The 25,422-nt window shown below is 58.6% G+C and carries 31 protein-coding genes and 1 tRNA gene; 15 read left to right on the forward strand and 17 right to left on the reverse strand.

The genetic code is table 11. The features are described 5' to 3' along the window. Nucleotides 1–102 precede the first annotated feature (102 nt). The 3 genes from AC2FLD_RS09580 to AC2FLD_RS09590 form a co-directional block, all read right to left on the reverse strand. Nucleotides 103–981: a DMT family transporter gene (locus AC2FLD_RS09580; RefSeq protein WP_496668927.1), complete on the reverse strand. Its 879-nt coding sequence runs from the start codon at nucleotides 979–981 to the stop codon at nucleotides 103–105. Between the two features lie 132 nt (nucleotides 982–1,113). Continuing rightward, nucleotides 1,114–1,527: a Fur family transcriptional regulator gene (locus tag AC2FLD_RS09585; protein ID WP_496668929.1), complete on the reverse strand. Its 414-nt coding sequence runs from the start codon at nucleotides 1,525–1,527 to the stop codon at nucleotides 1,114–1,116. A gap of 83 nt (nucleotides 1,528–1,610) precedes the next feature. Continuing rightward, nucleotides 1,611–2,315 (reverse strand): endonuclease/exonuclease/phosphatase family protein, encoded by a 705-nt coding sequence (locus AC2FLD_RS09590; protein ID WP_050602223.1) that lies wholly within the window; start codon nucleotides 2,313–2,315, stop codon nucleotides 1,611–1,613. Nucleotides 2,316–2,535: 220 nt separating this feature from the next. Between AC2FLD_RS09590 and AC2FLD_RS09595 the strand changes: the two genes are divergently transcribed. After that, nucleotides 2,536–3,423 (forward strand): DMT family transporter, encoded by an 888-nt coding sequence (locus AC2FLD_RS09595; RefSeq protein WP_496668931.1) that lies wholly within the window; start codon nucleotides 2,536–2,538, stop codon nucleotides 3,421–3,423. Nucleotides 3,424–3,437: 14 nt separating this feature from the next. Here the strand turns inward: AC2FLD_RS09595 and AC2FLD_RS09600 are convergent, their stop codons facing one another. Beyond that, entirely contained in the window at nucleotides 3,438–4,856 is a 1,419-nt protein-coding gene (locus tag AC2FLD_RS09600) for a protein adenylyltransferase SelO (RefSeq protein ID WP_496668933.1), read from the reverse strand. 86 nt (nucleotides 4,857–4,942) lie between these two features. On the opposite strand from AC2FLD_RS09600, the gene AC2FLD_RS09605 reads away from it, so the two are divergent. Beyond that, on the forward strand, nucleotides 4,943–5,362 hold the full coding sequence (locus AC2FLD_RS09605) for a cupin domain-containing protein (RefSeq protein ID WP_496668935.1): 420 nt from the start codon (nucleotides 4,943–4,945) through the stop codon (nucleotides 5,360–5,362). Between the two features lie 97 nt (nucleotides 5,363–5,459). Beyond that, a complete protein-coding gene (locus tag AC2FLD_RS09610) occupies nucleotides 5,460–6,191 on the forward strand; it encodes an extensin-like domain-containing protein (protein WP_496669301.1) in 732 nt (243 codons plus the stop codon). 132 nt (nucleotides 6,192–6,323) lie between these two features. Here AC2FLD_RS09610 and AC2FLD_RS09615 read toward each other — a convergent pair whose 3' ends face one another. The 3 genes from AC2FLD_RS09615 to AC2FLD_RS09625 all read right to left on the reverse strand — a co-directional run bounded on the left by AC2FLD_RS09615 (nucleotide 6,324) and on the right by AC2FLD_RS09625 (nucleotide 8,237). Next, complete coding sequence (locus AC2FLD_RS09615) at nucleotides 6,324–6,785, reverse strand: phage holin family protein (RefSeq protein ID WP_050602219.1); 462 nt, start codon at nucleotides 6,783–6,785, stop codon at nucleotides 6,324–6,326. Then, the gene (locus AC2FLD_RS09620) at nucleotides 6,782–7,084 is read right to left on the reverse strand and encodes a hypothetical protein (RefSeq protein ID WP_050602218.1); all 303 of its coding nucleotides are present in this window, start codon (nucleotides 7,082–7,084) and stop codon (nucleotides 6,782–6,784) included. The genes AC2FLD_RS09615 and AC2FLD_RS09620 overlap by 4 nt, the downstream gene beginning before the upstream one ends. Nucleotides 7,085–7,163: 79 nt before the next feature. Beyond that, nucleotides 7,164–8,237: an anhydro-N-acetylmuramic acid kinase gene (locus AC2FLD_RS09625; protein ID WP_496669303.1), complete on the reverse strand. Its 1,074-nt coding sequence runs from the start codon at nucleotides 8,235–8,237 to the stop codon at nucleotides 7,164–7,166. Between the two features lie 291 nt (nucleotides 8,238–8,528). On the opposite strand from AC2FLD_RS09625, the gene tyrS reads away from it, so the two are divergent. Then, nucleotides 8,529–9,776: a tyrosine--tRNA ligase gene (gene tyrS, locus AC2FLD_RS09630; protein ID WP_496668937.1), complete on the forward strand. Its 1,248-nt coding sequence runs from the start codon at nucleotides 8,529–8,531 to the stop codon at nucleotides 9,774–9,776. Between the two features lie 79 nt (nucleotides 9,777–9,855). On the opposite strand, the gene AC2FLD_RS09635 is transcribed toward tyrS, so the two are convergent. Further along, the gene (locus AC2FLD_RS09635) at nucleotides 9,856–10,638 is read right to left on the reverse strand and encodes a hypothetical protein (protein WP_496668939.1); all 783 of its coding nucleotides are present in this window, start codon (nucleotides 10,636–10,638) and stop codon (nucleotides 9,856–9,858) included. Between the two features lie 225 nt (nucleotides 10,639–10,863). Here AC2FLD_RS09635 and AC2FLD_RS09640 point away from each other — a divergent pair, with 225 nt between their 5' ends. After that, a complete protein-coding gene (locus AC2FLD_RS09640; RefSeq protein ID WP_496668941.1) occupies nucleotides 10,864–11,619 on the forward strand; it encodes a 3-hydroxyacyl-CoA dehydrogenase in 756 nt (251 codons plus the stop codon). Between the two features lie 27 nt (nucleotides 11,620–11,646). Beyond that, nucleotides 11,647–12,183 (forward strand): sugar O-acetyltransferase, encoded by a 537-nt coding sequence (locus AC2FLD_RS09645; RefSeq protein WP_496668943.1) that lies wholly within the window; start codon nucleotides 11,647–11,649, stop codon nucleotides 12,181–12,183. Here the strand turns inward: AC2FLD_RS09645 and AC2FLD_RS09650 are convergent. Continuing rightward, nucleotides 12,164–12,502 carry a winged helix-turn-helix transcriptional regulator gene (locus AC2FLD_RS09650; protein ID WP_496668945.1) on the reverse strand — a complete coding sequence of 113 codons (339 nt, stop codon included), beginning with the start codon at nucleotides 12,500–12,502 and terminating at the stop codon, nucleotides 12,164–12,166. The two genes, AC2FLD_RS09645 and AC2FLD_RS09650, sit on opposite strands and share 20 nt — an antisense overlap. 124 nt (nucleotides 12,503–12,626) lie before the next feature. Here AC2FLD_RS09650 and AC2FLD_RS09655 point away from each other — a divergent pair, with 124 nt between their 5' ends. Next, nucleotides 12,627–12,914: a putative quinol monooxygenase gene (locus AC2FLD_RS09655; protein WP_496668947.1), complete on the forward strand. Its 288-nt coding sequence runs from the start codon at nucleotides 12,627–12,629 to the stop codon at nucleotides 12,912–12,914. Nucleotides 12,915–12,939: 25 nt separating this feature from the next. Here AC2FLD_RS09655 and AC2FLD_RS09660 read toward each other — a convergent pair whose 3' ends face one another. The 3 genes from AC2FLD_RS09660 to AC2FLD_RS09670 form a co-directional block, all read right to left on the reverse strand. Then, entirely contained in the window at nucleotides 12,940–14,748 is a 1,809-nt protein-coding gene (locus tag AC2FLD_RS09660) for an ABC-F family ATP-binding cassette domain-containing protein (RefSeq protein WP_496668949.1), read from the reverse strand. A gap of 68 nt (nucleotides 14,749–14,816) precedes the next feature. After that, complete coding sequence (locus AC2FLD_RS09665) at nucleotides 14,817–15,557, reverse strand: GNAT family N-acetyltransferase (protein ID WP_496668951.1); 741 nt, start codon at nucleotides 15,555–15,557, stop codon at nucleotides 14,817–14,819. Nucleotides 15,558–15,657: 100 nt separating this feature from the next. Continuing rightward, nucleotides 15,658–16,134, reverse strand: a complete 477-nt coding sequence (locus AC2FLD_RS09670; RefSeq protein WP_496668953.1) for an outer membrane protein assembly factor BamE — start codon at nucleotides 16,132–16,134, stop codon at nucleotides 15,658–15,660. An 85-nt stretch (nucleotides 16,135–16,219) separates the two neighbouring features. Between AC2FLD_RS09670 and AC2FLD_RS09675 the strand changes: the two genes are divergently transcribed. The 8 genes from AC2FLD_RS09675 to AC2FLD_RS09710 all read left to right on the forward strand — a co-directional run bounded on the left by AC2FLD_RS09675 (nucleotide 16,220) and on the right by AC2FLD_RS09710 (nucleotide 21,581). After that, entirely contained in the window at nucleotides 16,220–16,756 is a 537-nt protein-coding gene (locus tag AC2FLD_RS09675; protein WP_496668955.1) for a YceD family protein, read from the forward strand. Nucleotides 16,757–16,962: 206 nt separating this feature from the next. Next, complete coding sequence (rpmF, locus tag AC2FLD_RS09680) at nucleotides 16,963–17,169, forward strand: 50S ribosomal protein L32 (RefSeq protein ID WP_008756996.1); 207 nt, start codon at nucleotides 16,963–16,965, stop codon at nucleotides 17,167–17,169. A 24-nt stretch (nucleotides 17,170–17,193) separates the two neighbouring features. Further along, entirely contained in the window at nucleotides 17,194–18,282 is a 1,089-nt protein-coding gene (plsX, locus tag AC2FLD_RS09685; protein ID WP_496668956.1) for a phosphate acyltransferase PlsX, read from the forward strand. A gap of 23 nt (nucleotides 18,283–18,305) precedes the next feature. Continuing rightward, the gene (locus tag AC2FLD_RS09690) at nucleotides 18,306–19,277 is read left to right on the forward strand and encodes a beta-ketoacyl-ACP synthase III (RefSeq protein WP_496668958.1); all 972 of its coding nucleotides are present in this window, start codon (nucleotides 18,306–18,308) and stop codon (nucleotides 19,275–19,277) included. Between the two features lie 97 nt (nucleotides 19,278–19,374). Beyond that, nucleotides 19,375–19,677 carry an integration host factor subunit alpha gene (ihfA, locus tag AC2FLD_RS09695; RefSeq protein ID WP_152458234.1) on the forward strand — a complete coding sequence of 101 codons (303 nt, stop codon included), beginning with the start codon at nucleotides 19,375–19,377 and terminating at the stop codon, nucleotides 19,675–19,677. Between the two features lie 18 nt (nucleotides 19,678–19,695). Next, complete coding sequence (locus AC2FLD_RS09700) at nucleotides 19,696–20,301, forward strand: MerR family transcriptional regulator (protein ID WP_496668959.1); 606 nt, start codon at nucleotides 19,696–19,698, stop codon at nucleotides 20,299–20,301. Between the two features lie 62 nt (nucleotides 20,302–20,363). Continuing rightward, nucleotides 20,364–20,440: transfer RNA gene (locus AC2FLD_RS09705), tRNA-Pro, on the forward strand. A 61-nt stretch (nucleotides 20,441–20,501) separates the two neighbouring features. Next, entirely contained in the window at nucleotides 20,502–21,581 is a 1,080-nt protein-coding gene (locus AC2FLD_RS09710) for a 2'-deoxycytidine 5'-triphosphate deaminase (protein ID WP_496669304.1), read from the forward strand. A gap of 3 nt (nucleotides 21,582–21,584) precedes the next feature. Here the strand turns inward: AC2FLD_RS09710 and AC2FLD_RS09715 are convergent, their stop codons facing one another. The 5 genes from AC2FLD_RS09715 to AC2FLD_RS09735 form a co-directional block, all read right to left on the reverse strand. Then, nucleotides 21,585–21,800, reverse strand: a complete 216-nt coding sequence (locus AC2FLD_RS09715) for a hypothetical protein (RefSeq protein WP_496668961.1) — start codon at nucleotides 21,798–21,800, stop codon at nucleotides 21,585–21,587. A 65-nt stretch (nucleotides 21,801–21,865) separates the two neighbouring features. After that, a complete protein-coding gene (scpB, locus tag AC2FLD_RS09720) occupies nucleotides 21,866–22,516 on the reverse strand; it encodes an SMC-Scp complex subunit ScpB (RefSeq protein ID WP_496668963.1) in 651 nt (216 codons plus the stop codon). Beyond that, nucleotides 22,509–23,303, reverse strand: coding sequence for a segregation and condensation protein A (locus AC2FLD_RS09725; RefSeq protein ID WP_496668964.1), 795 nt, complete (start codon nucleotides 23,301–23,303; stop codon nucleotides 22,509–22,511). The genes scpB and AC2FLD_RS09725 overlap by 8 nt, the downstream gene beginning before the upstream one ends. Continuing rightward, nucleotides 23,293–24,300, reverse strand: a complete 1,008-nt coding sequence (gene nagZ / locus AC2FLD_RS09730; protein ID WP_496668966.1) for a beta-N-acetylhexosaminidase — start codon at nucleotides 24,298–24,300, stop codon at nucleotides 23,293–23,295. Before nagZ ends, AC2FLD_RS09725 begins: the two co-directional genes overlap by 11 nt. Beyond that, a complete protein-coding gene (locus AC2FLD_RS09735; protein WP_496668968.1) occupies nucleotides 24,297–25,352 on the reverse strand; it encodes an SPOR domain-containing protein in 1,056 nt (351 codons plus the stop codon). Before AC2FLD_RS09735 ends, nagZ begins: the two co-directional genes overlap by 4 nt. Between the last annotated feature and the right edge of the window lie 70 nt (nucleotides 25,353–25,422).

The following is a 25,422-nucleotide window of genomic DNA, read 5'->3' on the forward strand; positions in this document are numbered from 1 at the left end:
CGTCATAGCAGCAACCACCCAAAAGTAAACCGCCTCCGTTATCGCTAACACGCATATTTCCGGACCTTTAGGGCTAACAGCTTACTGTTTGCGCCAACAGGGTCAGGCCAGGGACAGTTCGCGGGCCAGGCGCCTTTCGCGGACAAAGGTGTAAAGACCGGACCCGATGATAAGGGTTGCACCTGCCATTGTAAGCGCATCTGGCCGCTCACCAAACATCAGCATCCCAGCGAGGATCGAAAACACCAGACGTGTATACCGGAACGGCATCAGGGCCGAGGCTTCGCCGACCCGCATCGCGGTGACAATGCCGTAATATCCAATCACACCAAACCCTATGGCCCCCAGATACGGCAGGGATTGCCCGTCCTGAAGCGGTACAAAAGACTCGCCGGAAACTGCCATCAACAGCCCCCCGGCCAACGCCACCGCGACGTAAGCTTGCATTGCCACAACCGTCGAGGCCACCCGCACATCCAGCTTGCGCGTGATCAGATCGCGCGCGGCAATCGCAATAACGGTCAAAACCACAAACAGGGACTCTGGCTGAAACCCGTCCAAACCGGGGCGGATAATCATCAAAACGCCGATAAAACCAACGCCAATAGCGCTCCAGCGCCGCCAGCCAACTTGTTCGCCCAAAAACAGGGCCGCCCCCATGGTGACAGCAAGCGGCATGGCCTGAAACACAGCGGCGACCGTGGACAGGTCGATCAGGGACAGCGCCGTAACAAAGGTCACCGCCCCGATCCCTTCGGTTATCGCCCGCACCATCGGCAGCAGGCTCCACGCCACCGGATCAAAGATGCGTTTGCGCGTGACCACCGACAGGCACGCAAAGACAAGCGCACACACCAGACCGAGGAACACCATGATCTGTCCTGTCGGTACAGAAACCGACAGAACCTTGATGAACATGTCCTCAAGTGCAAAGGCCGCCATCGACCCGATGAGCAGCAGAATGCCGTTTATGTTGTTCATTTGCGCGTCCACAGGAAAAGGGCACTTCGGGTGCCTGTTCGCACAACAACCTCAACCAACGTCATCTGGCAAGGTAATTCCCGTCACTGCTTATGAATTAACGTGAGGGGAACAATCGCGTTTTGTGATGGATCAGTCCTGTTCCAGCGGTACGCCATACAGCTCCAGCCGATGGCCTTTCAGCTTATACCCCAGCTTTGCCGCGATTTTTTCCTGAAGGGCTTCGATCTCGGGGTCGACGAATTCGATAACCTCACCCGATTGCATATCGATCAGGTGGTCATGGTGATCACGCTCGGCATCCTCATACCGTGCGCGGCCATCGCCAAATTCCAGACGTTCCAGAATCCCGGCTTCTTCGAACAGCTTGACTGTCCGGTAGACCGTCGCGATCGAGATGCCTTTGTCGACAGCAGAGGCACGTGAATAGAGTTCTTCGACATCCGGATGGTCGTCGCTTTGCTCTAGCACCTGCGCGATGATCCTTCTTTGACCGGTCATGCGCAGGCCTTTGGCCTCACAACGCCCAATAATCGTATCCGACATGATGCCCCTCAGACTTGCTCGGGTATCTGTCTTAGTATGTCTGCGCAGTTTGCGCTACAGCGATTTCTGCTTTTCCGCTGATCTTACGCGGCACGTGTCAGATCGGCCCACACAGGCAGGTGATCCGATGCGATATGCGCCGGGCGCGCGTTGTGAACCCCATGCGCGGTGGCCTTTACCCCCGCGCCCAGCGCGATCCGGTCCAGCGCGCCAAGCGGTTGAGCTGCGGGAAAGCTGGGCCGGGGCGGTAGAAAGCGCATCTCGGGGGCCAGATGGTCCAGAACCGGCTGCCGCGACCATTCGTTGAAATCTCCGGCCCAGACGGTTGGCATCTCGTGCAGATCATCATCACAGCGCCGGATATGCGAAATCTGCTGCCGTCGGGATGCAGGCAACAGCCCCAGATGCATCCCCATCACCCGCAGTGGCCCGATTTGGGTATCGAACTCGACCCGGACCGCCCCGCGAGGCTCCAGCCCCGGCAACTCATGATGGCCTGTCTGCCGGACTGAAATACCATCCCCGCGCCAGATGACCGCATTACCGTGCCACCCAAGGCTTCCGGCCCCGCCCAGATCGACGATCTGCCAACCGGCTTCGTCCAGCATGAAATGCGGAAGGGCCGCCGGGCGGGGCGGCAGGCGTTTGTCCGCCTCTTGCAACACAACGACGTCGGCCTGCATGTGTTCAATGACCTGCAGTATACGCTGCGGTTGACGCCGAAGATCCAGCCCGAGGCATTTTTGAATGTTGTAGCTGGCGATACGTAGGGTTGAAGATGGTTTCATAAGGACTTGACCAATGGGCTGGCGCCCAAAGTGCCACGTCTGGCGCGGTGCGCAACCCCTCAGTTCTGTTACCGAACGAAAACCTCGCACGGAAACAACGCATATTGCACGATTTAATGGCAAACGACGTGCAACCGATCACCAAAGGATTGTTCCTTTGGACCCCCTGCTCTATCCGGTTGCGGTGGAACGGCCACACCGCTGCGACACAAGGGGCTGAATGGAACTGCATCAGACACAGCCGAACAACAGCACCCGCGCCAGCCTGGTTCTGGTCATGGGCGGCGCGCTATGGGGACTCTATTGGATCCCGGTTCGGTTCTTTCTCGATCAAGGATTGACCGGCCCCTGGCCTGGGATTGCCATGTATTGTGCGGCCCTGATGGCTCTGGCCCCCTTGATAGGGACCGACCGACACACACTTGTTCGGGAATGGCGTAACCTGATGCTCAGCGGCATGTTCACGGGGGCCGCGTTCAGCTTATATTCCATCAGCCTTGTTTATACCGAGGTTGTGCGGTCGATCCTGCTATTCTACCTCACCCCGATTTGGGGAACGCTGTTGGGCGTTATGTTTCTGGGTGAGCGTCTCAGCCTTATGCGCTTGGCAGGTCTTTTCTGCGGGTTGGGAGGGCTGTTCGTTGTTCTGGGTGGTTCGGGTTTTGTGCCCTGGCCTCAGAACATAGGCGACTGGCTGGCGCTAGCCTCAGGTATGTGCTGGGCCTTGGGCACGCTGGGCCTGTACCGTGCCAGCCGTATCTCGATTTCAGGGCAGGTCTTTGCCTTTGTTTTCGGCGCGCTGATTCTGTCCTTGCTCAGCCTCCTTGTACTACCTGAGCAGGCCCTACCCTCCATCGCACCAAATGAGACGATCCGGGTTCTTCTGCTGGTTCTTCTGTCGGTATTCTACATCCTGCCCATGGTCTACATGACGATCTGGCCTGCGACGAAGCTTTCCCCGTCACGGGTTGGCCTGTTGCTTATGAGCGAAGTGGTCGTCGGCATCGCCTCTGCCGCCGTGCTGTCCGGAGAACCCTTTGGTCTGCGCGAGTTTCTGGGCGCCACGCTGATCGTCAGCGCCGCAGTGTTGGAGATTGTTCGAAAGTAACGCCACCCTGTGGGTTACGTCCCACAAAAGGTTGCGTGCACCACTTCGTTCTTGGCCGGTGGCCGTTTTAGGTCTGCGGCACCATCCTGATCAACATAGGGCCGAGCGAAGACGGCATTCAGTCGATGGAACGGCGCATAGTCCCCCTGCACCGCCGCCTGAATCATCTGTTCGACACGGTGGTTGCGCGGAATAAACGCCGGGTTTGCGGCGGCCATCACCTCCTGCGGGTCCGATTCACGGGCAATCCGTCCGCGCCAGCCTTCGGCCCAACTATCACAGGTCGCAGGGTCCAGGAACTGATCCCGAACAGAATCACTACCCAGCGCCCGAAACGTGTTGGTGAAATCCGCCTGCCCTTCGGCCATGCGTTTCAGAAGGTCGGTGATCAATTCAAGATCGCCGACCTCAGCGCGCGTCAATCCAAGCTTGGCCCGGAAACGAGTCAACCAATTGTCTTGCAACAACTCCGGCATGGCGTGGACAATCTCGGTCGCTTCTTCGACAGCGGCCTCTTTGTCGTCCATCTGTTGGATCAAGGCCGTCGCCAACTGCGCCAAATTCCACACTGCGATATCGGGCTGGCTGGAATAAGCATAGCGCCCCATGCGATCAATTGAACTATAGACCGTGTTGGGGTGATACGTGTCCATGAACGCGCAAGGACCGTAATCAATCGTCTCGCCCGCGATCGAGCAATTGTCAGTGTTCATCACCCCGTGAATGAATCCTACGCTCATCCACTGCGCGATCAACCGGGCCTGCGCATCCCGCACGGCCCGCAACAGTCCCATAGGCCCCTCAGCCTCGGGATAGTGACGCGCGATGGCGTATTCCGTCAGTCGGCGCAAGCTGTCCAACTGCCCCCGTGCGGCAAAGACCTGAAACGTGCCTACCCGCAGATGGCTGCTGGCCACACGCGTCAACACCGCACCCGGCATCGGACCTTCGCGAAACACCGTCTCGCCCGTTTCCACAGCCGCCAGAGCACGCGTGGTCGGGATACCCAGCGCGTGCATCGCCTCGGATACCACATATTCACGCAGAACCGGACCCAGCCACGCCCGGCCATCGCCGCGGCGCGAAAACGGCGTAGGGCCCGAGCCTTTCAACTGTATATCCCGGCGCACCCCATCGATGCCCACAGTCTCGCCCAGCAACACCGCGCGCCCATCTCCCAGCTGGGGGTTGTACTGTCCAAATTGGTGCCCCGAATACAGCTGCGCGATGGGTTCGGCACCCTCAGGCAGACGATTGCCCGCAAAAGCCTCGGCCATGTCCTGCACATCGCCGGGGGCAATTTGCAGCAACTTCGCCAAATCATCGTTAAACGCTATCATCTGCGGCGCACGCACAGGAACGGGTGTCTGCCGCGCAAAAAACACATTTGGCAAACGGGCATAGGTGTTATCAAACGGGATCGTCAGGGTCATGTTGCAATACATATTCCTCAGGCTCACGAATACCATAGCGGATCTTGCGTGCCCGTGCATAATCGCGCCGAACCAAGAGGGCACTCATGACCGCACAAGACATAATCGACCACCTGAACCTCCAACGTCATCCCGAAGGGGGGTGGTATGCCGAAACCTGGCGCGCCAACAACGCAGGCCGCCCCACAGGAACCTGCATCTATTTCCTGTTGCAGGCGGGCGAAAGCAGCCACTGGCATCGGGTCGATGCGACCGAAATTTGGCTCTACCACGCCGGTGCACCGCTGGTCCTGTCGCTGAGCGCGACGGATGCAGGGCCTGCTGCCGATCATCTGCTGACTCCTGACCTGTCAAAAGGTGCGCCTCAGCTGATCGTTCCTGAAGGCCATTGGCAGGCTGCACACAGTACAGGAGAATACACTCTGGTCAGCTGCACGGTTTCCCCCGGCTTTGATTTCGAAGGATTTGAACTGGCCGCACCGGACTTTGACATCCCACGGGAATAGCCCAACCATCAAAAGTCTCTGAAAAGTTGAGTTTACAGACGGCCCTACGTTGCCCATCCTGTACCCGTAACCGCGTGTGACGGAGTATCGAGTGAGTATGAAGCAGGTCTGTCTGACAATTCTGTTTCTCTGCCTTAATGCAGGGAATGCAAATGCCAGTCCTGACTGCGCCGATTCTGGTGAAGCGCTCGAAGTGTCACTGCCAGGTACAACAACCGACGCCGCCCCCGCAGCGCAGACTCCCGAAGATCTTCCCCCTTGCGCAACCCAGCAACTGGAACAGGGGCGCGACCGGATGCGCGAACGCGGCGCCGTATGTGGCGACTGGACCATATTGGGGGAAGCACGCAAAGCCCTGACAAGCAAAGCCCGGGGCTGCGGCATCGCGAACCCGGTTAGGGTCTACCGGATTTCGGATGTTGCGCTCAGTCAGTTTTCACTGATGGACTGTCAGACGGCGGTTACGCTGAAAACATGGATCGAAAACACCGCCAAACCCGCCTTTGCCGATTTGGGTGGCGGGCTCAAGGGGATGCGGGTTGTTGGGCATTATGCCTGCAAAACCCAGAACAACCAGCCGCGAGCGCGCCTATCGCAACACGCACGCGGTCGGGCCATCGATATCTCGACCTTTGTTCTTCAGGATGGCACCCAGATCACCGTTCAGGACGGATGGAATGACAGCACCCAAAGCGCGGTTCTGCGTCAGTTGCACACCGGGGCTTGTGGGGTCTTCAGCACCGTGCTCGGCCCGGATGCAGATCGCTATCACGCCGGGCATTTCCACTTTGACACAGCCCAGCGCAAAGGTGCGCCCGTTTGCCGTTAGACCTGCGGATTGTATCCGAGCTTGGCCTGTTTTGCCTCGCGTTCAACAGCCTCCCGAGCTTTTAGAATCCGCTCTTCATCTGGCGAAAAATATCCCGGGGGAGTCGCGCTTGCGCGACGGGGGCAGAGCCCCCTAATCCCCACTGCGGCTTTTGATCAACATGCTGATCAGGGGCACCAATACCGTCGTCAGAGACCCCACAGGATTCGACCCAATGCTCTTGACGGCCTGCACGACCTCCCGCGCTTCTGTCGCCATCTCTTCGAGCTCGTCTTCGATGTCCGCGATCGCCATGTCGCGGACTTCAACTGCTGGTGCGACCTCATCTTCAATGCTGCTCCGCCGCGCGATCAGAACCAGCACCCCGGCAACCACCAGATTTCCAAGGGCCAGCCAAGCCGCGGCCGAAGCTGGTGACATCGTGTTCTGAAGGGCAAAGAACAGCGAGACATTCAAAAGCACCAGGGCCGAAAAAGCGGCGATGCCTGCAATCCCCATCAGTATCGTCTGCTGCTGAACCACGGCCAAACGGCGGCGTGCGATCAGACGTTCTGTTCGGTAGATCGCTACCAGATTTCTGCTTAATCTGCTCATGAGGCTCCTCCTAACCCTGCGCGCCCGACAACATAGCCAAGCGAAAACGCAATCAGCAGCGCTGTGATCGGATAGTCCTTCTGCAAGCGACCGAATTCCTCGACCACATCCTCTCCCAGTGACTGCGCTTGGCTCAGGTCGATCCCGTGCTCTTCCAACAGTTTCCGGATTTCATCGGATGACTTGGTACGTTCGGGCTTTTCCTTGGGGGCCGGGTCTTGTTCGACCCGCGCCTCCAACGTCGCGTTTCGCTCCCGTAATTGCTCTAACTCCGTTTCAAGCTCTGCTTTTGTCGCCATAATGCCTTGCCCTCAATTCATGGGTCCGGGGCCACCGTCGCACAACAAGTTGTTATTTTGAACTGTTTTCCAGCTGGCGTTAGCCTACAGCGTCCATTGAAACTGAACTGACAACCCCGCCCCCAACCAGCGCCTGTACGCCGGTCGTTCCGGGGCAAGAGGTCGGCAGGCCGCGCGCCACGCGCACCGCCAGATAGGCAAAGGCCTGCGCCTCAAGCATGTCGCCATCCAACCCCACCGCCTCGACCGGTTCGACCGGGCAGTCCAACGACACGCGCAGCATCTCCATCAAAACCGGATTATGACGCCCGCCCCCGGTGACCAGCACACAAGACGGAGGTTTCGGGCAGTGCTCCATCCCCTGCACAACGCCCGCGGCACACATCCCGGTCAGGGTCGCCACGGCGTCCGCATCACTCAACTCCCGTACAAGACCTATCATTTCCGCAAAATCATTTCGGTCCAATGACTTCGGTGGCATTCGGGCAAAAAACGGTTCGGCCAGAAACAGTTCCAGCGCCCCCATTTCGACGGTGCCTTCGCGCGCAAGCGCCCCGTCCCGATCCATGGGCAGCCCCAACCGGGCTTGCATCAGATCGTCAACGGGCGCATTGGCGGGTCCGGTATCAAAGGCCAGCAAGGCACCCGGCACTTCGGGGCCGTCAAAGGACGGATCAACATACGTCAGGTTGCCAACCCCACCCAGATTCAGGAAACACAGGGGCCGATCCGCGCCGAACCACTTGGCACAGGCAAAATGAAAGAACGGTACCAGCGGCGCACCCTCGCCCCCCATCGCCACATCATCACTGCGGAAGTCCCAAACCACCGGGCGACCCAACGCCTGCGCCAACCCCAGACCATCGCCCACCTGCAAAGTTCCACGCCCGTGCGGCTCATGCGCCAGGGTCTGACCGTGAAAACCGATCACGTCGACTTCTTCGAATTCAGACAACGCCTCGGCATGGGCGAATGTGACCATCTCGGCAGCCGCATCGACTTCAGGCCCGTGCCACTGTCCCATTGCCGCCCGCAGCACGTCGCGTTCAGCGTCCGAGTAGGCACGATAGCCGCTTTGCCCAAACCCCATGATCCGGTGCCCGTCGGTCTCGACGATCGCGGCGTCCACGCCGTCCATCGAGGTGCCCGACATTGCGCCCAGTGCCCGGATCACCCCGTGTTTGCTGATGGTCTGGCCCACGCCTGCCTCCTGAACTGGCTGTCTTCTTCGCCACATCCGGGTCCTTGGGTTCACCTCTGGGTTGCAGCCTGGTCAAACTGCCTTTTGTTTGCACAAAAACGCAAGCGTTCTGATACGGCGCCTCTTATTTTTCGCGAACCGCGTGGCCGGATCGACACCCGGCTCCAAGGAAAAAAGGTGGCTTTTCCTCCTAGGCGCTGCCGCCTATACAGTGCCCCGCAACATTAACCCAAAGGGCACGATATGACCTACCACCCCAAATCGGATTTCATCGCCACGATGATCGAGCGCGGCTTTCTCGCCGACTGCACCGATTATCAGGGCCTTGACGAAGCGCTGATCAGTGGGTGCAAACCGGCCTATATCGGCTTTGATGCAACGGCACAGTCGTTGCATGTGGGCAGCCTGATCCAGATCATGATGCTGCGTTGGTTCCAGAAGACCGGTCACCAGCCGATCACGCTGATGGGTGGCGGCACGACCAAAGTCGGTGATCCCTCGTTCCGCGCGGACGAGCGCCCCTTGCTGGGCCCCGAACAGATCGACGAAAACATAGCGGGCATCAAAAAGGTGTTCGCAGCCTATATCGACTATGACACAGACGCCAAGAACAAGGCGCTGATGCTGAACAATGCCGAATGGCTGGATGACCTGAACTACCTCGATTTCCTGCGCGACATCGGGCGACATTTCTCGGTCAACCGGATGCTGTCGTTTGAATCGGTGAAATCTAGGTTGGACCGTGAGCAATCGCTGTCATTTCTCGAATTCAACTACATGATCCTTCAGGCCTATGACTTCCTGGAACTGAACCGCCGTTACGGCTGTGTTCTGCAGATGGGTGGATCAGACCAATGGGGCAATATCGTCAACGGGATTGACCTGACTCGCCGCGTGTTGGATCACGAGATTTATGGCCTCACCTCACCCCTGCTGACCACCAGCGACGGCAAGAAAATGGGCAAGTCGCAGGACGGTGCGGTCTGGCTGAACGCCGAGATGCGCTCGCCTTATGAGTTCTGGCAGTTCTGGCGCAATACCACCGACGCGGATGTGGGCCGGTTCCTGAAGCTTTACACTGAATTGCCGGTGGATGAGTGCGATCGTCTGGGCGCGCTTGCCGGGTCCGAGATCAACGAGGCCAAGATTCGTCTGGCCAATGAGGTCACGACACTGCTGCACGGTGCACAAGCTGCGGCCAATGCCGAAGCCACCGCGCGCGAAGTGTTCGAAAAAGGTGGCGTAGGCGACGACCTTCCGACACTTACCCTCAACGCCGCGGACCTGCCGATCTCTGTCGTGCAACTGATCGTCAAATCCGGCCTGGCTAAATCCGGTAAAGAAGCCAAGCGCCTGATCGCCGAGAACGGCGCCAAGCTGGATGACGCACCGCTGACCGATGCCGGGCTGATGATCGACGCAGGCGCCCTGTCATCGCCGATCAAGCTAAGCGCAGGCAAAAAGCGCCACGCACTGGTTCAACTCGGCTGATACGATCTCAATCTGAAGAGACCGAACAGGATAACGGCCACCCGATCGGGTGGCCGTACTGCTTCATAAGACGGGATGATTACCTAAGGCCTTTTCCGCCACTTCGACCGCCGCCACGACCGTTTCGGTCATTGTCGCCTTCGTCGTTGTTGGCGTTGTTACCACGGCCCGGGCTGCTGCCTTCTCCGCCATTCCCACTGCCGTTGTTACCTTTGCTGCCACCCTTACCGCCTTTACCTTTGCCTTCACCTCTGCCGTCGCCATTTTTATCTTTTCCGTCGCCGCCTTTGCCGCCTTTCCCTTTACCTTCGCCTTTACCGCCGCCTTTGCCACCTTTTCCGTCGCCATCACCGGGTTCACCACCATCGCCGGGTTCACCGCCGCCACCGGGTTCACCACCACCACCGGGTTCACCGCCACCGCCGGGTTCACCGCCACCACCGGGTTCGCCGCCACCGCCGGGTTCACCGCCACCACCGGGTTGGCCGCCGCCCGGCGACCCCGGACTTGCCGCCTCTGCAAACGCCTCGCCTTGCGGCTCAGACCCTCGGCTTTCTCCACGGTTTTCATTTGAACCCGACAGGCTTGCCGTCGGCAAATCCGTCAGTAGCGCGGCGAGACCCGGGCACTGTGCCCCGGTCACTTCCAACGTTGTCTCCAAATCCGAACGTTTCTGAAGCCTCTCCAGAAAACTTGGGGTCACCTGAACGCAATCACACAACCCCGCGTAATCCCCGGCATTGGCCAGGCTGCGGGCCGTTTTCCCCGTGCAGGTTTCCGGTGCAGCAGATGCACTGCCAATCATCACCAATCCAAAAACAGGCGCGACAAGTACAGCGCCCAGCGTTTGTTTCTTACTCATAACCATATCAGGACCTCCTGGTGAAAAAACACATGACGGCCTTGAAGTCTTCACTCACAAACAGGCGCGTTTTCGTGAGGACTGGATTAACTTGTCTTCAGGAACGTTTTTTGGTTCGGGTTTGGCGACGCGGGCCACCGGGCCATCCATTTCGTCAAAACTGTGGACACCGCACCCGCGAACCAGTTATTGAACAATCGTTCATATCTCTGGGAGGAGTTCACCATGCACCTGTCCACCACAGCCGCCCTTGTCACCGGCGGCGCGTCCGGTCTGGGCGAAGCCACGGCCCGTCATTTTGCCGCCCAAGGTGCGCAGGTCACCATTCTGGACCGGGACGCAGATCGCGGCGTTCAGGTTGCCGGTGAAATCGGCGGGCATTTTGCGCAGACCGATGTCACTGATGAGGATTCGGTGGCAGCTGCCGTGCGCTTGGGCATGGACAAGATGGGCAAGATCACCGCAACCGTGAATTGCGCGGGCATCGCTTATGGCATCAAGACGGTTGGCAAGGATGGCCCCCACCCTCTGGACGCCTTCCAGCGCACAATTGATATCAACCTCGTCGGTACCTTCAACGTTTCGCGCCTGGCCTCTGCCGAGATGGCAAAGAATGACCCCGAAGCAGACGGTGCACGTGGTGTGATCATCAACACCGCCTCCATCGCTGCATATGACGGGCAAAAGGGTCAGGCGGCTTATGCCGCTTCGAAAGGTGGTGTTGTTGGCATGACGCTGCCGATGGCCCGTGATCTGGCCTCGACCGGCATTCGGGTCATGACCATCGCGCCGGGCATCTTCATGACCCCGATGCTGGCCGGTCTGCCCGAAGAGGTACAGCAACAGCTGGCCGCTGACGTCCCGAGCCCTGCTCGCTTGGGCGATCCGAAGGAATACGGACGATTGGCCGGCTTCATCGTCGAGATGGGTTATCTGAACGGAGAAGTTATCCGCATCGACGGTGCATTGCGGATGCGCTAAACCTTCGCCATGTCGGAACTTGAGAAGATGCAGTCCGGACAGTGGTATTGCTGTCTGGATTCGGAACTGGATGCTCTGCGTGCGCAGGCAAGGCGCGCAGTTCACGCGCACAACACCTGCCCACCCGACACGCGCGGAGTGATGGCGCCCGAGTTGCATACACTGCTGGGCCATGTCGGCGAGGCGTGCTTCCTCGAAGCTCCGTTCCATTGTGCTTATGGGATGAACATCCATCTGGGCAACCGGGTCTATTTCAACGCCGGTTGTGTCGTGCTGGACACGGCCCCAATACGGATCGGAGACGACACGATGTTCGGCCCCAATGTCCAGATCTACTGCGCCCACCACGCCAAAGACCCGGCGGATCGGGCAAAAGGACTGGAAATCGGCTTGCCGGTCACAATTGGCAGGCATGTCTGGGTGGGCGGAGGCGCGATTCTGCTACCCGGCATCACTGTCGGCGACAATGCCACGATTGGCGCCGGGAGTGTCGTGACAAAGGATGTCCAGCCCGGCGAAACCGTTGCCGGAAACCCTGCCCGGCCTATCCAGCCCCACCCATAACCTTATTCTGCCCCCAATCCGCCAGCGCCTCGATCACCGGGCGCAGCGCCTGCCCTTTTTCGGTCAGGCTGTACTCCACTCTGGGCGGCACCTCTGCATAAACTTGGCGATGCACGATTCTATCTGCCTCAAGCTCGCGTAGCTGCTTGGTCAGGCTGCGCTGGGTCACCGTGCCCAATGCGCGGGTTAACGCGTTAAAGCGCATCGTGCCACCAAGAAGATGATAGATCACCAAGCCCTTCCACTTGCCCGATATCTGCTCCAGCCCGGCTTCGACCGGGCAACCTCCGCTGCAGTCGTATCTTTCAAATCGATCCACACCGACCTCCTGCCTCAGACAGTATACAAATGGTACCTACCCGCACAAATAGTGCGTACTTGCGTGATTTGATGGTGTCACACATATCTCGGTTCATCGCAACCGAGCCCAGTAAGGAGACATCATGGCCCTGACCATTCTCGCGCAAATCACCGCCAATCCAGGCAAAGAAGAGCTTGTCCGCACCGAGCTTGAAAAGCTCATCCCCATCACCCGTGCTGAAGAAGGTTGCATCCAGTACGACTTGCATGTGGATACCTCGACTCCCGGTTTTTTTGTCTTTTACGAAAACTGGGAAACGTGGGAACTGTGGCAAACCCACATGAATGCACCCCATCTTGCCGCTTATATGCAGGCGACAGACGGCGCGGTTGCAGAATTCACGCTGAGCGAGATGACGAAAATCGACTAAACTCGGTTCGCTCCGCCGATGGCGCTCAGGCGCCTTCGGCTTTTTCTTCCAGCACCAGCCACTCTTCCTCGGCCGCCGACAGCTTTTCCTGACGTTCGACCAGCGCGTCGGTGGCTTTCTGAAACTTGACCGGCTCGCGGGTGAACAACTCTGGGTCGGACATCAGCTCTTCCAGCTTGGCGATCTCGGCCTCAAGGCGCGCGATTTCGGCAGGCAGCTTCTCCAACCTGTGCTTTTCCGAAAAAGACAAACCCGATTTCGGCTTCGCCTCTTGCTTGACCTTTGGCTTTGAAGCTTTTGCTTTTTCTTCTTTTTTCCCAGCGACATCGCCACGTTGCGCGATATAGTCCGACCACCCTCCGGCATAGACCGTTGCGCGACCATTCCCTTCCATCGCAATCGTGGTCGTTGCCACCCGGTCTAGAAAATCCCGATCGTGACTGACCAACAGAACCGTTCCGTCGTAATCGTCCAAAAGCTCCTGCAACAGATCCAGCGTCTCAACATCCAGATCGTTGGTTGGTTCGTCCAATACCAGAAGGTTCGAGGATTTCGCCATCAGCTTGGCCAGCAACAACCTTGCTTTTTCCCCACCTGACAAGGACTTAACGGCCGCTCTTGCCTGACCTTCGTCAAACAGGAATTCCTTGAGATACCCCACCACATGTTTGGGTTGCCCGCCAACCATCACCTGATCGGCCTTTCCTGACACCCGCATCTCGGGGTCGCCGGTAAGGCTGTCCCAAAGGGACATCTCAGGATCCAACTGCGCGCGTGTCTGGTCGAAAACCGCGATCTCAAGATTCGTGCCCAACGACACCGAGCCCTCATCCGGTTCAACCTGACCCAGCAACATTTTCAGCAGCGTGGTCTTACCCACCCCGTTGGGCCCGACAAATGCCACGCGATCGCCGCGCTGCACCAGCAGGTCAAAACTCCGAACAATCTGCTTGTCGCCAAACCCTTTGGCCAAGCCCCTGGCCTCGATCACCTTACGGCCCGACTTTGGCCCCGATTCCAACGTCATGGCAGCCGAGCCCTGCCGTTTGATCTGCGCTGCTTTTTCGGCTCGCAGGGACTGCAAGGCCCGCACCCGGCCTTGGTTGCGCTTGCGTCGGGCGCTGATGCCCTCAACCGCCCATTTCGCTTCGGACTTGATCAGGCGGTTCAGCTTGTGGCGTTGCTGGTCTTCCTCTTCCCACACCTTGTCCCGCCAGGTCTCAAACGCTTCAAAACCTTGCTCATGCCGTCGAACAGCGCCCCGATCAATCCAGAGTGTCGCCCGCGTCAACGCGCGCAAAAACGCACGGTCGTGCGAGATCAGTACAAAAGCCGCACGGGTTGACCCAACCTCGCGCTCCAGCCACGCAATGGCTTCGATATCCAAGTGGTTTGTGGGCTCGTCCAACAACATCAGATCCGGTGCCTCGGCCATCAGCTTGGCCAGCGCCGCCCGCCGCCGCTCGCCACCCGATGCCGTCTCAACGGGGCGGGACGGGTCAAACTTTAACCCTTCACCTGCGCGTTCAACCTTGTAGAGCTCGCCTGGCTCCAACCCGCTGGAGGCATAGTCACCCAGTGTCGCAAACCCTTCCATCGTTGGGTCCTGCTCCATATATCCCACGGATTTTCCGGGCGGGATGACAATCTCCCCCCGATCGGCCTCAACCAATCCGGCCATCACCTTCATCAAGGTAGACTTACCCGACCCGTTGCGCCCGACCAGCGCCACGCGGTCACCAGGTTGGACTACCAGATCAAGTTCGGAAAACACCGGATCGCCCCCGAAAGTCAGGGAAATGCCGGACATCTGCAATAAAGGAATTCTCGCCATGACCGCCAGCTAAACCGGCTGACACAATGCGTCAACGCCTCTGCTTCACCTTTTCGGAAATACTCAATCTACCCGACCACCGCCCGCAACAGACGTTTGCGCGCCGGGGGAATCGCTCCGATTTCCAGCACGGTGAACACATGAAGTGTGTTCATGTGACGATCTACAACCGCATGATCACTGACCCAACCGCCCATCATCAGATAGGTGCGCAACAAAGGTGGCATCCGCAACATTGCCTTTTTGGCATCTGGCTTGCGCCGCAGACGCGCAGCAAAGCGAAAAACATTCGGGGCTTTTACTCGTGGCAGCCATCGTTTCGGTGCCAGATGACGATGCTTGAGCATTGCAAACGCGTCTAGATACTGCTCAGTCTCGGTACCGGCAAAGGACGAGCATCCAAACAGCATCTCAACACCGTTCTGATCTACATAGGCTGTCATGGCACCCCACGCCACGCGCAGGATGTCGGGATCGCTGTGATCAGGATGAATGCAAAACCGTCCCATCTCGACCATGCGGCCACTGAAATCCTCCAGCGAGCTCAGGTCGTAGAACTGGGCCGAATAGCTGCGCCCGATTTCGCCACCATGATCCATGGTCAGCATCCGGAAACAACAGACCAGTTGGCCCGCTGAACGCGTATCTTCGACCAGAATATGGCTGCATCGTGCGTCGAAATCGTCGCGGTCCAGTTGCCGCGTGCCGAAGGCCAACGTCCGCAACCGTTGTGCAGCCTCGATATCCTCTGCCGACTGTGCAAGTCGCGCGCGATAGCGCCCTTTGCTGAGCAAAACTGCAGTCGCCACGGTCGCATCCTCCACGGTTGCAAACCCATTGTTGCCGTCAAGGCCTCGTTAACACAAGACATGTGACTGTCTTGTGACTCTCACAAGGTGGCAGACCGGATTAGTTGTTCACGCCCGGGATATTGGCCGGGTTGAAGTTGCCGATATTGCCAAGCAGCTGACGCAGGAAGCCTTTGTCCTGGACGTTGGAATCGGTCACGCGGCGTTCCAGGGGAATGACCAGACCGTCTTCCAGTCCAAAGCGCTCGATGTTGCTGACGACACCACGCTGGTCAAAGCTGATGGCCACCAGTTCGCGCGATACAACTTCGGGCCGTTTCGGGCCGTAATGGCGCACCCGCGAGCGCACGTAATAGAAACCGGAATCCCGCACGACACCTGACGCACCCGGCGCGCCGATGGCCTCTTCCACACTGTCGCGCGTGTCGACGCCCACTTTGATTTCGGCCAGATCTTCGGCCGGCGGTACATAGCCGTGATTCTTGAAGATCGGCGTACAGGCGCCAATCGCAGCCAGACAGGCAACAAACACAAGCGATTTCGTCGCTGGTTTCAACCGGTTCACTACCTTCAACATGCGCACCCTCTTGCCTTGGCCTCTTGCGGCTTCTATCCGATTACAGAAACCGCTGCCACGGTTCAACACATAGAAAGGCTCACAAATGAGCAACCTTACATCACTTCGTGTGGCCGACCTGCCCCAGAATGCCCCCACGCCCTTCGATCTGCGCCCTGCTGCTGCGGCTCTTGACGAGATTCGGCAGGATCTAGGCCTGCTGAGTCTGCGCAAGCTCAGCTTTGTCGGAGAGGTCCGCGCCCAAGGCAAACGTGACTGGGTTCTGAACGGTAAACTGGGTGCAACCGTTATTCAGCCCTGTGTCGTGACGCTTGATCCCGTAACCACACGAATCGACATTCCCGTACAACGGACGTTTCTGGCGGACTGGACCGACCCTGACGAGCCAGAGTTCGAAATTCCCGAAGAGGACGAATCCGAACAGTTGGGCCCCGAGATTGACCCGGCTTTGGTGATGGTCGAGGCGCTGTCGCTGGCTCTGCCCCAATATCCGCGCAAGGACGGCGTCGAACTGGGTCAGGTAGACTATACAGAACCCGGCAAAAAACCCATGACCGACGAAGATGCCAAGCCCTTTGCAGGATTGGCAGGATTGCGCGATGTGCTGAAAAAAGACGAGTGACAGCAGTCTGATTTCCTGTCATAGCAGGCGGTCAGAAAAATCGCTTGAACATGTCGAGAATCGCAGTATTTTCGCGCGCTCATCGGAAATTTGGGTTGGACATTGCGGGGCTGGTCCCCTAAACGCGCGTCAAACCACGATAAAACGAAGTATGAAACCCGGTCGGCGGCGAATCTGCTGACCCACAGTAGACAAAGGTTGAGACCATGGCCGTCCAACAGAACAAAGTTTCCAAGTCGCGTCGCAACAACCGCCGCGCACACGACGCTCTGGTTGCTGCAAACCCGAACGAATGCCCGAACTGTGGCGAGCTGAAGCGCCCGCACCACGTTTGCGCATCCTGCGGCCACTATGATGATCGTGAAGTCGTCGCACAAGCCGACGAAATCGATCTGGACGAAGACGCAGCCTAAGCCTGATTGAGCGCAGACCGAGGCATGACTGAACAGCCCACGCACGCCGGACGGATCACCATCTCGGTCGACGCTATGGGCGGGGACGCAGGTCCCGCAGTGGTTGTTGCAGGTCTGGCAAAATCAGCCGACAAGAACCCGGATATCGGATTTTTGTTGCACGGGCCCGAACAGGTTTTACGTAAGCTTGTCGCCAAACGGCGTGTCCTGGAAGGACGCGTCGTTTTTCGTGATTGCCCCGATGTGGTCACGATGGAGGACAAGCCCAGCCAGGTTGTGCGCAACGGCAAGCAAACCTCGATGTGGTCCACGCTTGAGGCTGTACGCCAAGGCGAAGCACATGGGGCGGTGTCCTGCGGCAATACGGGCGCGCTGATGGCGTTGTCGATGATGCGCTTGCGCAAACTGCCGGGTGTGAACCGCCCGGCCATTGCGATTCTGTGGCCTTCACGCAACCCACAAGGCTTCAATGTGATGCTTGACGTGGGCGCAGATGTCCGTGCCGACTCCAAGGATTTGCTGCAATATGCCCTGATGGGTGCCTCATACGCGCGCAACGGCATGGCATTGAAACGGCCCCGGATCGGCTTGCTGAATGTCGGCACCGAAGAACACAAAGGGCGCGCCGAACTGAAAGAAGCCCACGCGATGATCGCGAAATTCGCGGACCAGGCGAATTTCGAATTTGTGGGCTTTGTCGAAGGCAGCGACATTCCCGGTGACAGGGCAGATGTCATTGTCACGGATGGGTTTACCGGAAATGTTGCAATCAAAACCGGCGAAGGGACGGCCAGCCTGATCGGTGATCTGTTGCGCCAGGCCTTCAAGTATTCTCCGTTGTCCCGATTGGCATCGATCCTTGCGATCACCTCGCTGAATCGCTTGAAAAAGCGTATCGACCCGCGGCGCGTGAACGGCGGTGTGTTTCTGGGTCTGAACGGCACCGTTGTGAAATCCCATGGCGGCGCAGATGCGACTGGCGTATCGGCGGCGATCAAGCTGGCCTTTACTCTGGCGCAATCGGGCTTTTCTGAAAAATTAGCCGCGCGGGTTGCATCCACGGCCCAGCTTGCACAAGATGCCGCGCAATCAGCGCCGCAGACCGATAAATAACCAAAAAAAGGCAGTACCCCAAAATGGCAGGCCGTTCAGTTGTAGTAGGTGTCGGGCATTATTTGCCGGAACGCATCGTTCCCAATTCCGAGTTTGAGAGAACGCTGGACACAACCGACGAATGGATCCGCACCCGCTCGGGCATTGAGCGCCGCCACTTTGCCGCCGAGGATGAGACCACCTCGGATCTGGCGACAAAGGCGGCAGAGGCCGCTTTGGAAGACGCCAGCTTGAGCGCGGACGATATTGACGCCATCATTGTTGCGACTTCAACCGCTGATCTGACCTTTCCGTCTGCTGCGACCATGGTTCAGGCGCAGCTTGGCATGACCAATGGCTTCGCCTTTGACATACAGGCGGTTTGCGCAGGATTCGTTTTTGCACTTTCCAACGCAAATGCGCTGATTGTTTCCGGTCAGGCCAAGCGTGTGCTGGTGATCGGCGCCGAGACGTTCTCTCGGATCATGGACTGGACCGATCGATCCACCTGTGTCCTCTTCGGCGACGGCGCGGGAGCTTTGGTGCTCGAAGCGCAAGAGGGCGAAGGCACCGCCGCAGATCGCGGCATTCTGGCAACCGACCTGAATTCGGACGGCCGTTACAAGGATCTTCTTTATGTGGATGGGGGCGTATCAACCCAATCCACCGGGCACCTACGTATGCAAGGCAACCAGGTATTCCGCCATGCCGTTGAAAAACTTACGAAAACTGCGGAAACGGCTTTGGATCGTGCGGGCCTCAGCAATGCGGATGTGGACTGGATCGTTCCGCATCAGGCCAATATCCGGATCATTCAGGGCACCGCCAAGAAAATGGGCCTGCCGATGGAAAATGTTGTGGTCACGGTTCAGGATCACGGTAACACCTCGGCTGCGTCAATTCCTTTGGCGCTGTCAGTCGGCAAACAGCGCGGCCAGATCAAGCAAGGTGACCTGATCGTAACCGAAGCCATTGGTGGTGGGCTGGCATGGGGCGCGGTGGTTCTGCGCTGGTAACCGGCGCAAACCGGCTTACACAGCCTCTTGCAATTCATTGATATTGACAGCGAATTTGCCATAGCCATATGCTCTGATATCAACAAGGGGAAATGGCATGGGCGACAAAACACTGACTCGAATGGATCTGAGCGAAGCCGTCTTTCGTGAAGTTGGACTGTCACGAAACGAAAGCGCGCAGCTGGTGGAAAGCGTCTTGAACCACATGTCTGACGCTCTGGTTCGTGGTGAGCAGGTCAAAATCTCGTCCTTCGGCACCTTCAGTGTACGCGACAAGACCGCCCGCGTTGGTCGCAACCCCAAAACCGGTGAAGAAGTCCCGATTCAGCCGCGCCGCGTGCTGACGTTCCGCCCGTCGCATCTGATGAAGGATCGCGTCGCTGCCGGGAATCGCAAGTAACCCCGAGGTCTCGCAGATATGAGCAAGTCTCCCGACGCGTTTCGCACTATCAGCGAAGTTGCGGATTGGCTTGGTGTTCAAGCCCATGTTCTGCGTTTCTGGGAAAGCCGGTTCACGCAGGTGAAACCGGTCAAACGCGCGGGTGGACGCCGGTATTATCGCCCCAATGACATGCGGCTTTTGGGGGGGATCAAAAAACTGCTCCACGAAGACGGAATCACCATCAAAGGCGTTCAGCGCATCCTGCGCGAGCAAGGCGTGGCACATGTCGTATCGCTGTCCCCGTCTTTGGACGAACACTCCCCTGACCCGGCATTACCTGTTGAAGACACCGTGGTGCCATTTGAACCGAAACCCGCGGCCGCCACTGAACAGATCCATATGGATTTGGGTGAGCCCTCTGCACCATCGGTGAAAGAAGAAGCTCGGATCGACTCAGCCCCATCTGCCATTCAGAAGCCAGATTCGGAACCTGAACTTGATACCGCCCCTTTGATCGGGGGAATCGCATCCCTGGCGTGGAACCGGGCCGAGTTTGACGACGACCTGCTGCGCCGCATCGCGCCGATCGCAAAAGACCTGCGTTACTGGCTGGACCGTGTGGAAACACAGGCGGCGAGTTAGGAAAAAAAGGCAGTGTTTTCCTCTTGCCCCTGCCGGGAAAATCTTTATGAACACCCCAACGTCGGGCTATGGCGCAGCCTGGTAGCGCGTCCGTCTGGGGGACGGAAGGTCGCAGGTTCGAGTCCTGCTAGCCCGACCAAATCACACCGACGTTTATGGCACACAGGCCAGATCCCGCTCTGGCACCAGAGGGGATCGAGATGACAGGTGTTTGCCCGAACCAACAGATTGAGGCGATGATCGCGCGCAGCGAAATCACCGCCAGCCCGGACGTTCTGTCTGCACAGATTCAACCCGCTAGCCTTGATTTACGTCTGGGAACAGTCGCTTACCGAGTCCGTGCTTCGTTTCTTGCAGGCGAAGGGCGAACCGTCGCCGATCGTTTGACCGAGTTCGAGATGCACCGCATCGATATTTCGGCTGGTGCTGTTCTGGAAAAAGGCTGCGTCTATCTGGTGCCCCTGATGGAATCGCTCGCCCTGCCCGAGGATGTCAGTGCCGTGGCAAATGCCAAAAGCTCGACCGGGCGGCTGGACCTTTTGACCCGGACCATCACCGATGGCGGCTCCGAATTTGACCGGGTGCCTGCGGGATATACGGGACCGCTCTATGCGGAAATCTGCCCGCGTTCCTTCTCGGTTTTGGTGCGGCCCGGGATGCGCTTGAACCAGATCCGTTTCCGTCAGGGTCAGGCCGTGCTCTCGGATGCCGAGTTGACGGCTTTGCACGTCGAGTCGCCACTGGTGGATGGTCCTGCCGTCATTCAGGACGGTTTGGGCTTTTCCGTTGATCTGCAACTTCCCGATACCGATCTGGTTGGCTACCGTGCCAAGCCACACACCGGCGTGATCGATCTGGATCGTATCGGCGAATACGACCCGCAGGACTATTGGGAAGAAGTGCGCACCAAGGATGGCTGCATCATCCTGGACCCCGGCGCGTTCTATATCCTTGTCAGCCGTGAGGCGGTGCACATTCCACCAATGTACGCCGCTGAAATGGCACCCTATCTGGCGATGGTTGGTGAATTCCGAGTGCACTATGCCGGGTTCTTTGACCCCGGTTTTGGCCATGCCGCTGCCGGTGGGGCCGGATCCCGAGGTGTGCTTGAGGTACGCTGCCACGAAGCACCGTTCGTGCTGGAGCATGGGCAGGTTGTCGGGCGTCTGGTCTACGAGAAAATGACCGAAATGCCCACGCAGCTATACGGCGCAGGCATCGCCTCGAACTATCAGGGTCAGGGTTTGAAACTGTCGAAGCACTTCAAAGCTGTAAGCTAAACCTTAAAACTTCATGAACCGGCGCATTTGCCGGGTCACACGCTGTGCTTGCCTCAGGCTCTGCGCATGGCGTGGCGCGCTGACTTGCCTGGGCCCTTTCGACGTGCCCGATCTGTCGCCCTTTCGGCTGGCCATGTCGATGCCCTTGTTCACACCCTTATTGACCAAACGGCGCATGACCTGACGCACAATCATATCGATGATCCGGTTTGCATTCATCGCTCAACTCCGTGTCTTCTCGCTCAAAGATATGCGGTTTGTGCGGCAATAAAAGGGCTGCGCGATCACTCTTCCTCGAACAGCTCGGTCTGGTCTTCGTCGACCTCATCCTCGGGCCCTTCACCCAACGGAATAGCACCCGGTGGAGGCCGGTTCTCCAGAAGCCCCGCGGCCCTTAACTCTTTCAGCCCCGGCAAGTCACGCGCATTTTCCAGACCAAAGTGGTCCAAGAATTCGGGCGTAACCACAAAGGTCACTGGACGGCCCGGGGTCATGCGGCGGCGGCCCAGTTTGATCCACTCCATCTCGAGCAACTGGTCGATGGTTCCGCGTGAAACCGACACGCCCCGGATTTCCTCGATCTCGGCCCGCGTGCAGGGCTGATGATAAGCGACGATGGCCAGCGTTTCGATCGCGGCGCGGCTGAGCTTGCGGGTCTCGACCGTTTCCTTCTGCATCAGAAAACCCAAATCAGGGGCCGTGCGGATGGCCCAGGCATCACCGACACGCACCACACGCACGCCGCGTCCTTCATAGCGTTTTTGAAGCAATTCAACTGCTTGCGCCGCATCGCTGCCATGGGGCATTCGGGCTTCCAGATCCGCGATTGTCACCGGCTCAGAGCTGGCGAACAACACGGCCTCGACCATACGCTCTTGTTCCGCCAGCGGAGGTGCTTCGAACAGTGTGCCGGTTTCTTCAGGGGCGTCAGTCACGTGTTTCGGTCCTCTTGCGCAGATGGATCGGAGCAAATGTCTCGCTCTGCTTCATCTCCATATGTCCTTCTTTCACCAGCTCCAACGAGGCCGCAAAGGTCGCCGCTGTTGCTGACCTGCGGCGTACTGGGTCGGCATCCCAGCCGTCAGGCAGATAGGTCTCCATATCGGTCCACGTCCCGGCAAACCCGATCAACGGACGCATCCGTTCCAGCGCCTGCTCCATTGTGAATACAGCATCGCGATCCATCACAAAGGGGCGGAACTCATCACGGGTGCGGATACGGGCATAACCCTGCATCAGATCCAGCAGCGTGGCGGAATAGGTTACGGTTCGGATGCGGGTGATATCTTCGCCCTGCCCGCGCCTAAAGAAATCGCGACCCAACTGATCGCGCGCCATCAAACGCGCGGCAGCGTCGCGCATGGCCTGAAGGCGCTCCAACTGAAACGCAAGATGCGCTGCCAGTTCCTCGCCCGACGGCCCTTCGTCATCGGGATCAGGTGGCAGCAGCAAACGAGATTTCAAGAAGGCCAGCCAGGCCGCCATGACCAGATAGTCGGCGGCCAGTTCGATCCTCAGCGCCCGCGCCTTTTCGACAAAGGTCAAGTACTGCTGCGCAAGTGCCAGAACCGAGATTTTCCTCAGATCAACCTTCTGCGTACGCGACAGGGTCAGCAGAACATCCAGCGGACCTTCGAACCCGTCGACATCAACAATCAGCGCTTCGGCCGCAAGACGATCCGCGACCGAGACAGGGTCTTCGTTGAAAAGGTTATCGTTCATATACCTGCCCGCCCATTAGGGCAGATAGTTCAGCCTCGGCGGCAGGGATGTCAAGTTCCTGAGGAGGTTTGCGCATCGCCAGCGCCTGTTCTGCGCGGGCTTGTGCCTGATCCGTCATCTCTCCGGCGGATTCCATCACTTCGGCACGGTCCGTAAAACTGCCGTTGCAATGCAGAACAACGTCGCAGCCTGCCTGAATGGCCTGACGTGACACATCGGCCGGCGTACCGCTCAGCGCTTTCATCCCGATATCGTCGGTCATGATCAGCCCGTTGAACCCGATCTTTTCACGGATCACACCCATCATGGTCTTAGAAATCGTAGCTGGTTGCGGGTCGATCTGATCGTATACCAGATGCGCGGTCATCCCCATCGGCAAATCGTTCAGGGCGCGGAAGGGTGCGAAATCGCTGATGTCCAACGTGTCCATCGGCAGATCAACATGCGGCAGGTCATAGTGGCTGTCCAGCGTAGCACGACCATGACCGGGCAAATGTTTGATTACTGGCAGAACGCCCCCGTCCAAGTGCCCTTCTGCCACGGCCTTACCGATCTGGGAAATCTTATCAGGATCAGAAGCATAGCAGCGGTTCTTCAGAAAAGCGTGCGTATCCGACCGCGCCACATCAACCATGGGGGCGCAGTTGCTGTCGATACCCAAGCTGAACAGTTCGTCAGCAATCAGGCGATAGCGTAGATACATGGCCCGCTCGGCCTGATCGCCTGAACGCGTCACGTGATCCAACGGTGGCAGCCATTCGCGGGCCAGAGGTGCGCGCAGGCGCTGCACGCGCCCGCCTTCCTGATCAATGGTGATGGGGCAATTACGACCAACCGCCTCGCGGAAATCATCGCACAAGGCACGCACCTGATCGGCGCTTTCGATGTTGCGGGCAAACAGGATGAACCCAAACGGGTTCATCTGGCGAAACAGGTCTCTTTCCTCCTGCGTCAGGCGCAGGCCTTCGGCGTCGGTGATCGTGGCGCCAAATTTCACCGCACGGCTACCGGGATGCAATCGGCCCCTTGAGCGACCAGCGCAGCACAGAACTGGCGCGAGTCACTCAGGTCTTCGAAACCCAGAACGCGCAGACGATAGAAGGTTCGGCCGCCGCTTGAAGTTTTCTGAATAACGCGTTGCTTTCCATCCATATATTCACCGAACCGACCACTCAGACGATCCCATTCGGCCTGGGCCACCTGAGTACTGTCATAGGCCCCAAGCTGCGCAAGGCGTGTGCCTTTGGTCAGCGTATCGGGATCGGCATCCAAGCCAACCGCAGCCTTGACGGCGGCGTTGATGGCGCCCTCAGACGCTTCGCTGGGCGAAACTTGACTGCGTGCCGGGCGTTTAGCCGGGCGCAACGACCTGCGGACCCCCGGCAATTCGGCAATAGCCGGGTCCGGCAAGGCCGCGGCAAAATCGGCAGGATCGATTGCCGGTTCTTCCTCGGGCGTGGACAGCGATGCAACCTGCACACCCTCTTCAAACTCTTGTTGGGTTTTGGCCGCCTCACCTGCCAGTTCCGCCACCAGCGCGTCTACTGCATTCTGGCGGAGTCGCGCGGCTTCCTGGGTTGAGATCGGCTGTTCCACCACATGCAGCGCCGGGGTTGGCTTCAGATCACCACCGGGCAAGTCTTCTGCAGTCAGCGATACCGGGCGCGGCGCAAGGATCAGACGATCCGCCGGGGCGGCGGCGGTGCCTTCGGCCGCAACGGCATTCACGGCCAGCCCCTGGTGATCTGCGGGAGTGCCGCCCGGGTTTTCCGGCTGCACGCGCATCGGCCCTTCGGCTGCGCGCACAACGGGCACGCCACTTACATCCCGCATGACCAGTTGATACCCCCAAAAGCCGACACCAGCGACCAACGCCAAGGATGCAACAGCCCCAAGAACGTTAACCATCTGGCCCAGTCCAAACGTGCCGCGCGGCGCGTCATAGTTTTGCATATCCTCGGGATACTCATACGCATCCTCAGGATGCGCCTGATTCGGGTAATGAATCTGCTCGGGGCTTTGGTGCCCCGAGTAATCGTAACTCGCCATGTCCGCCTCACTGCCCGTTTAGCGCCTGAAATTAAGGCGCGCGGGTCATTTCTTGCCTACCTCGTACCGG

The sequence above is a fragment of the Ruegeria sp. CDSA021 genome, assembly GCF_059612325.1.

Excerpts from the sequence above, each read along its gene's own strand:
- AC2FLD_RS09580 (WP_496668927.1), bottom strand. The coding sequence starts at position 981 with ATGAACAACATAAACGGCATTCTGCTGCTCATCGGGTCGATGGCGGCC.
- AC2FLD_RS09585 (WP_496668929.1), bottom strand. The coding sequence starts at position 1,527 with ATGTCGGATACGATTATTGGGCGTTGTGAGGCCAAAGGCCTGCGCATG.
- AC2FLD_RS09590 (WP_050602223.1), bottom strand. The coding sequence starts at position 2,315 with ATGAAACCATCTTCAACCCTACGTATCGCCAGCTACAACATTCAAAAA.
- AC2FLD_RS09595 (WP_496668931.1), top strand. The coding sequence starts at position 2,536 with ATGGAACTGCATCAGACACAGCCGAACAACAGCACCCGCGCCAGCCTG.
- AC2FLD_RS09600 (WP_496668933.1), bottom strand. The coding sequence starts at position 4,856 with ATGACCCTGACGATCCCGTTTGATAACACCTATGCCCGTTTGCCAAAT.
- AC2FLD_RS09605 (WP_496668935.1), top strand. The coding sequence starts at position 4,943 with ATGACCGCACAAGACATAATCGACCACCTGAACCTCCAACGTCATCCC.
- AC2FLD_RS09610 (WP_496669301.1), top strand. The coding sequence starts at position 5,460 with ATGAAGCAGGTCTGTCTGACAATTCTGTTTCTCTGCCTTAATGCAGGG.
- AC2FLD_RS09615 (WP_050602219.1), bottom strand. The coding sequence starts at position 6,785 with ATGAGCAGATTAAGCAGAAATCTGGTAGCGATCTACCGAACAGAACGT.
- AC2FLD_RS09620 (WP_050602218.1), bottom strand. The coding sequence starts at position 7,084 with ATGGCGACAAAAGCAGAGCTTGAAACGGAGTTAGAGCAATTACGGGAG.
- AC2FLD_RS09625 (WP_496669303.1), bottom strand. The coding sequence starts at position 8,237 with ATGTCGGGCACCTCGATGGACGGCGTGGACGCCGCGATCGTCGAGACC.
- tyrS (WP_496668937.1), top strand. The coding sequence starts at position 8,529 with ATGACCTACCACCCCAAATCGGATTTCATCGCCACGATGATCGAGCGC.
- AC2FLD_RS09635 (WP_496668939.1), bottom strand. The coding sequence starts at position 10,638 with ATGAGTAAGAAACAAACGCTGGGCGCTGTACTTGTCGCGCCTGTTTTT.
- AC2FLD_RS09640 (WP_496668941.1), top strand. The coding sequence starts at position 10,864 with ATGCACCTGTCCACCACAGCCGCCCTTGTCACCGGCGGCGCGTCCGGT.
- AC2FLD_RS09645 (WP_496668943.1), top strand. The coding sequence starts at position 11,647 with ATGCAGTCCGGACAGTGGTATTGCTGTCTGGATTCGGAACTGGATGCT.
- AC2FLD_RS09655 (WP_496668947.1), top strand. The coding sequence starts at position 12,627 with ATGGCCCTGACCATTCTCGCGCAAATCACCGCCAATCCAGGCAAAGAA.
- AC2FLD_RS09660 (WP_496668949.1), bottom strand. The coding sequence starts at position 14,748 with ATGGCGAGAATTCCTTTATTGCAGATGTCCGGCATTTCCCTGACTTTC.
- AC2FLD_RS09670 (WP_496668953.1), bottom strand. The coding sequence starts at position 16,134 with ATGTTGAAGGTAGTGAACCGGTTGAAACCAGCGACGAAATCGCTTGTG.
- AC2FLD_RS09675 (WP_496668955.1), top strand. The coding sequence starts at position 16,220 with ATGAGCAACCTTACATCACTTCGTGTGGCCGACCTGCCCCAGAATGCC.
- rpmF (WP_008756996.1), top strand. The coding sequence starts at position 16,963 with ATGGCCGTCCAACAGAACAAAGTTTCCAAGTCGCGTCGCAACAACCGC.
- plsX (WP_496668956.1), top strand. The coding sequence starts at position 17,194 with ATGACTGAACAGCCCACGCACGCCGGACGGATCACCATCTCGGTCGAC.
- AC2FLD_RS09690 (WP_496668958.1), top strand. The coding sequence starts at position 18,306 with ATGGCAGGCCGTTCAGTTGTAGTAGGTGTCGGGCATTATTTGCCGGAA.
- ihfA (WP_152458234.1), top strand. The coding sequence starts at position 19,375 with ATGGGCGACAAAACACTGACTCGAATGGATCTGAGCGAAGCCGTCTTT.
- AC2FLD_RS09700 (WP_496668959.1), top strand. The coding sequence starts at position 19,696 with ATGAGCAAGTCTCCCGACGCGTTTCGCACTATCAGCGAAGTTGCGGAT.
- AC2FLD_RS09710 (WP_496669304.1), top strand. The coding sequence starts at position 20,502 with ATGACAGGTGTTTGCCCGAACCAACAGATTGAGGCGATGATCGCGCGC.
- AC2FLD_RS09715 (WP_496668961.1), bottom strand. The coding sequence starts at position 21,800 with ATGAATGCAAACCGGATCATCGATATGATTGTGCGTCAGGTCATGCGC.
- AC2FLD_RS09725 (WP_496668964.1), bottom strand. The coding sequence starts at position 23,303 with ATGAACGATAACCTTTTCAACGAAGACCCTGTCTCGGTCGCGGATCGT.
- AC2FLD_RS09735 (WP_496668968.1), bottom strand. The coding sequence starts at position 25,352 with ATGGCGAGTTACGATTACTCGGGGCACCAAAGCCCCGAGCAGATTCAT.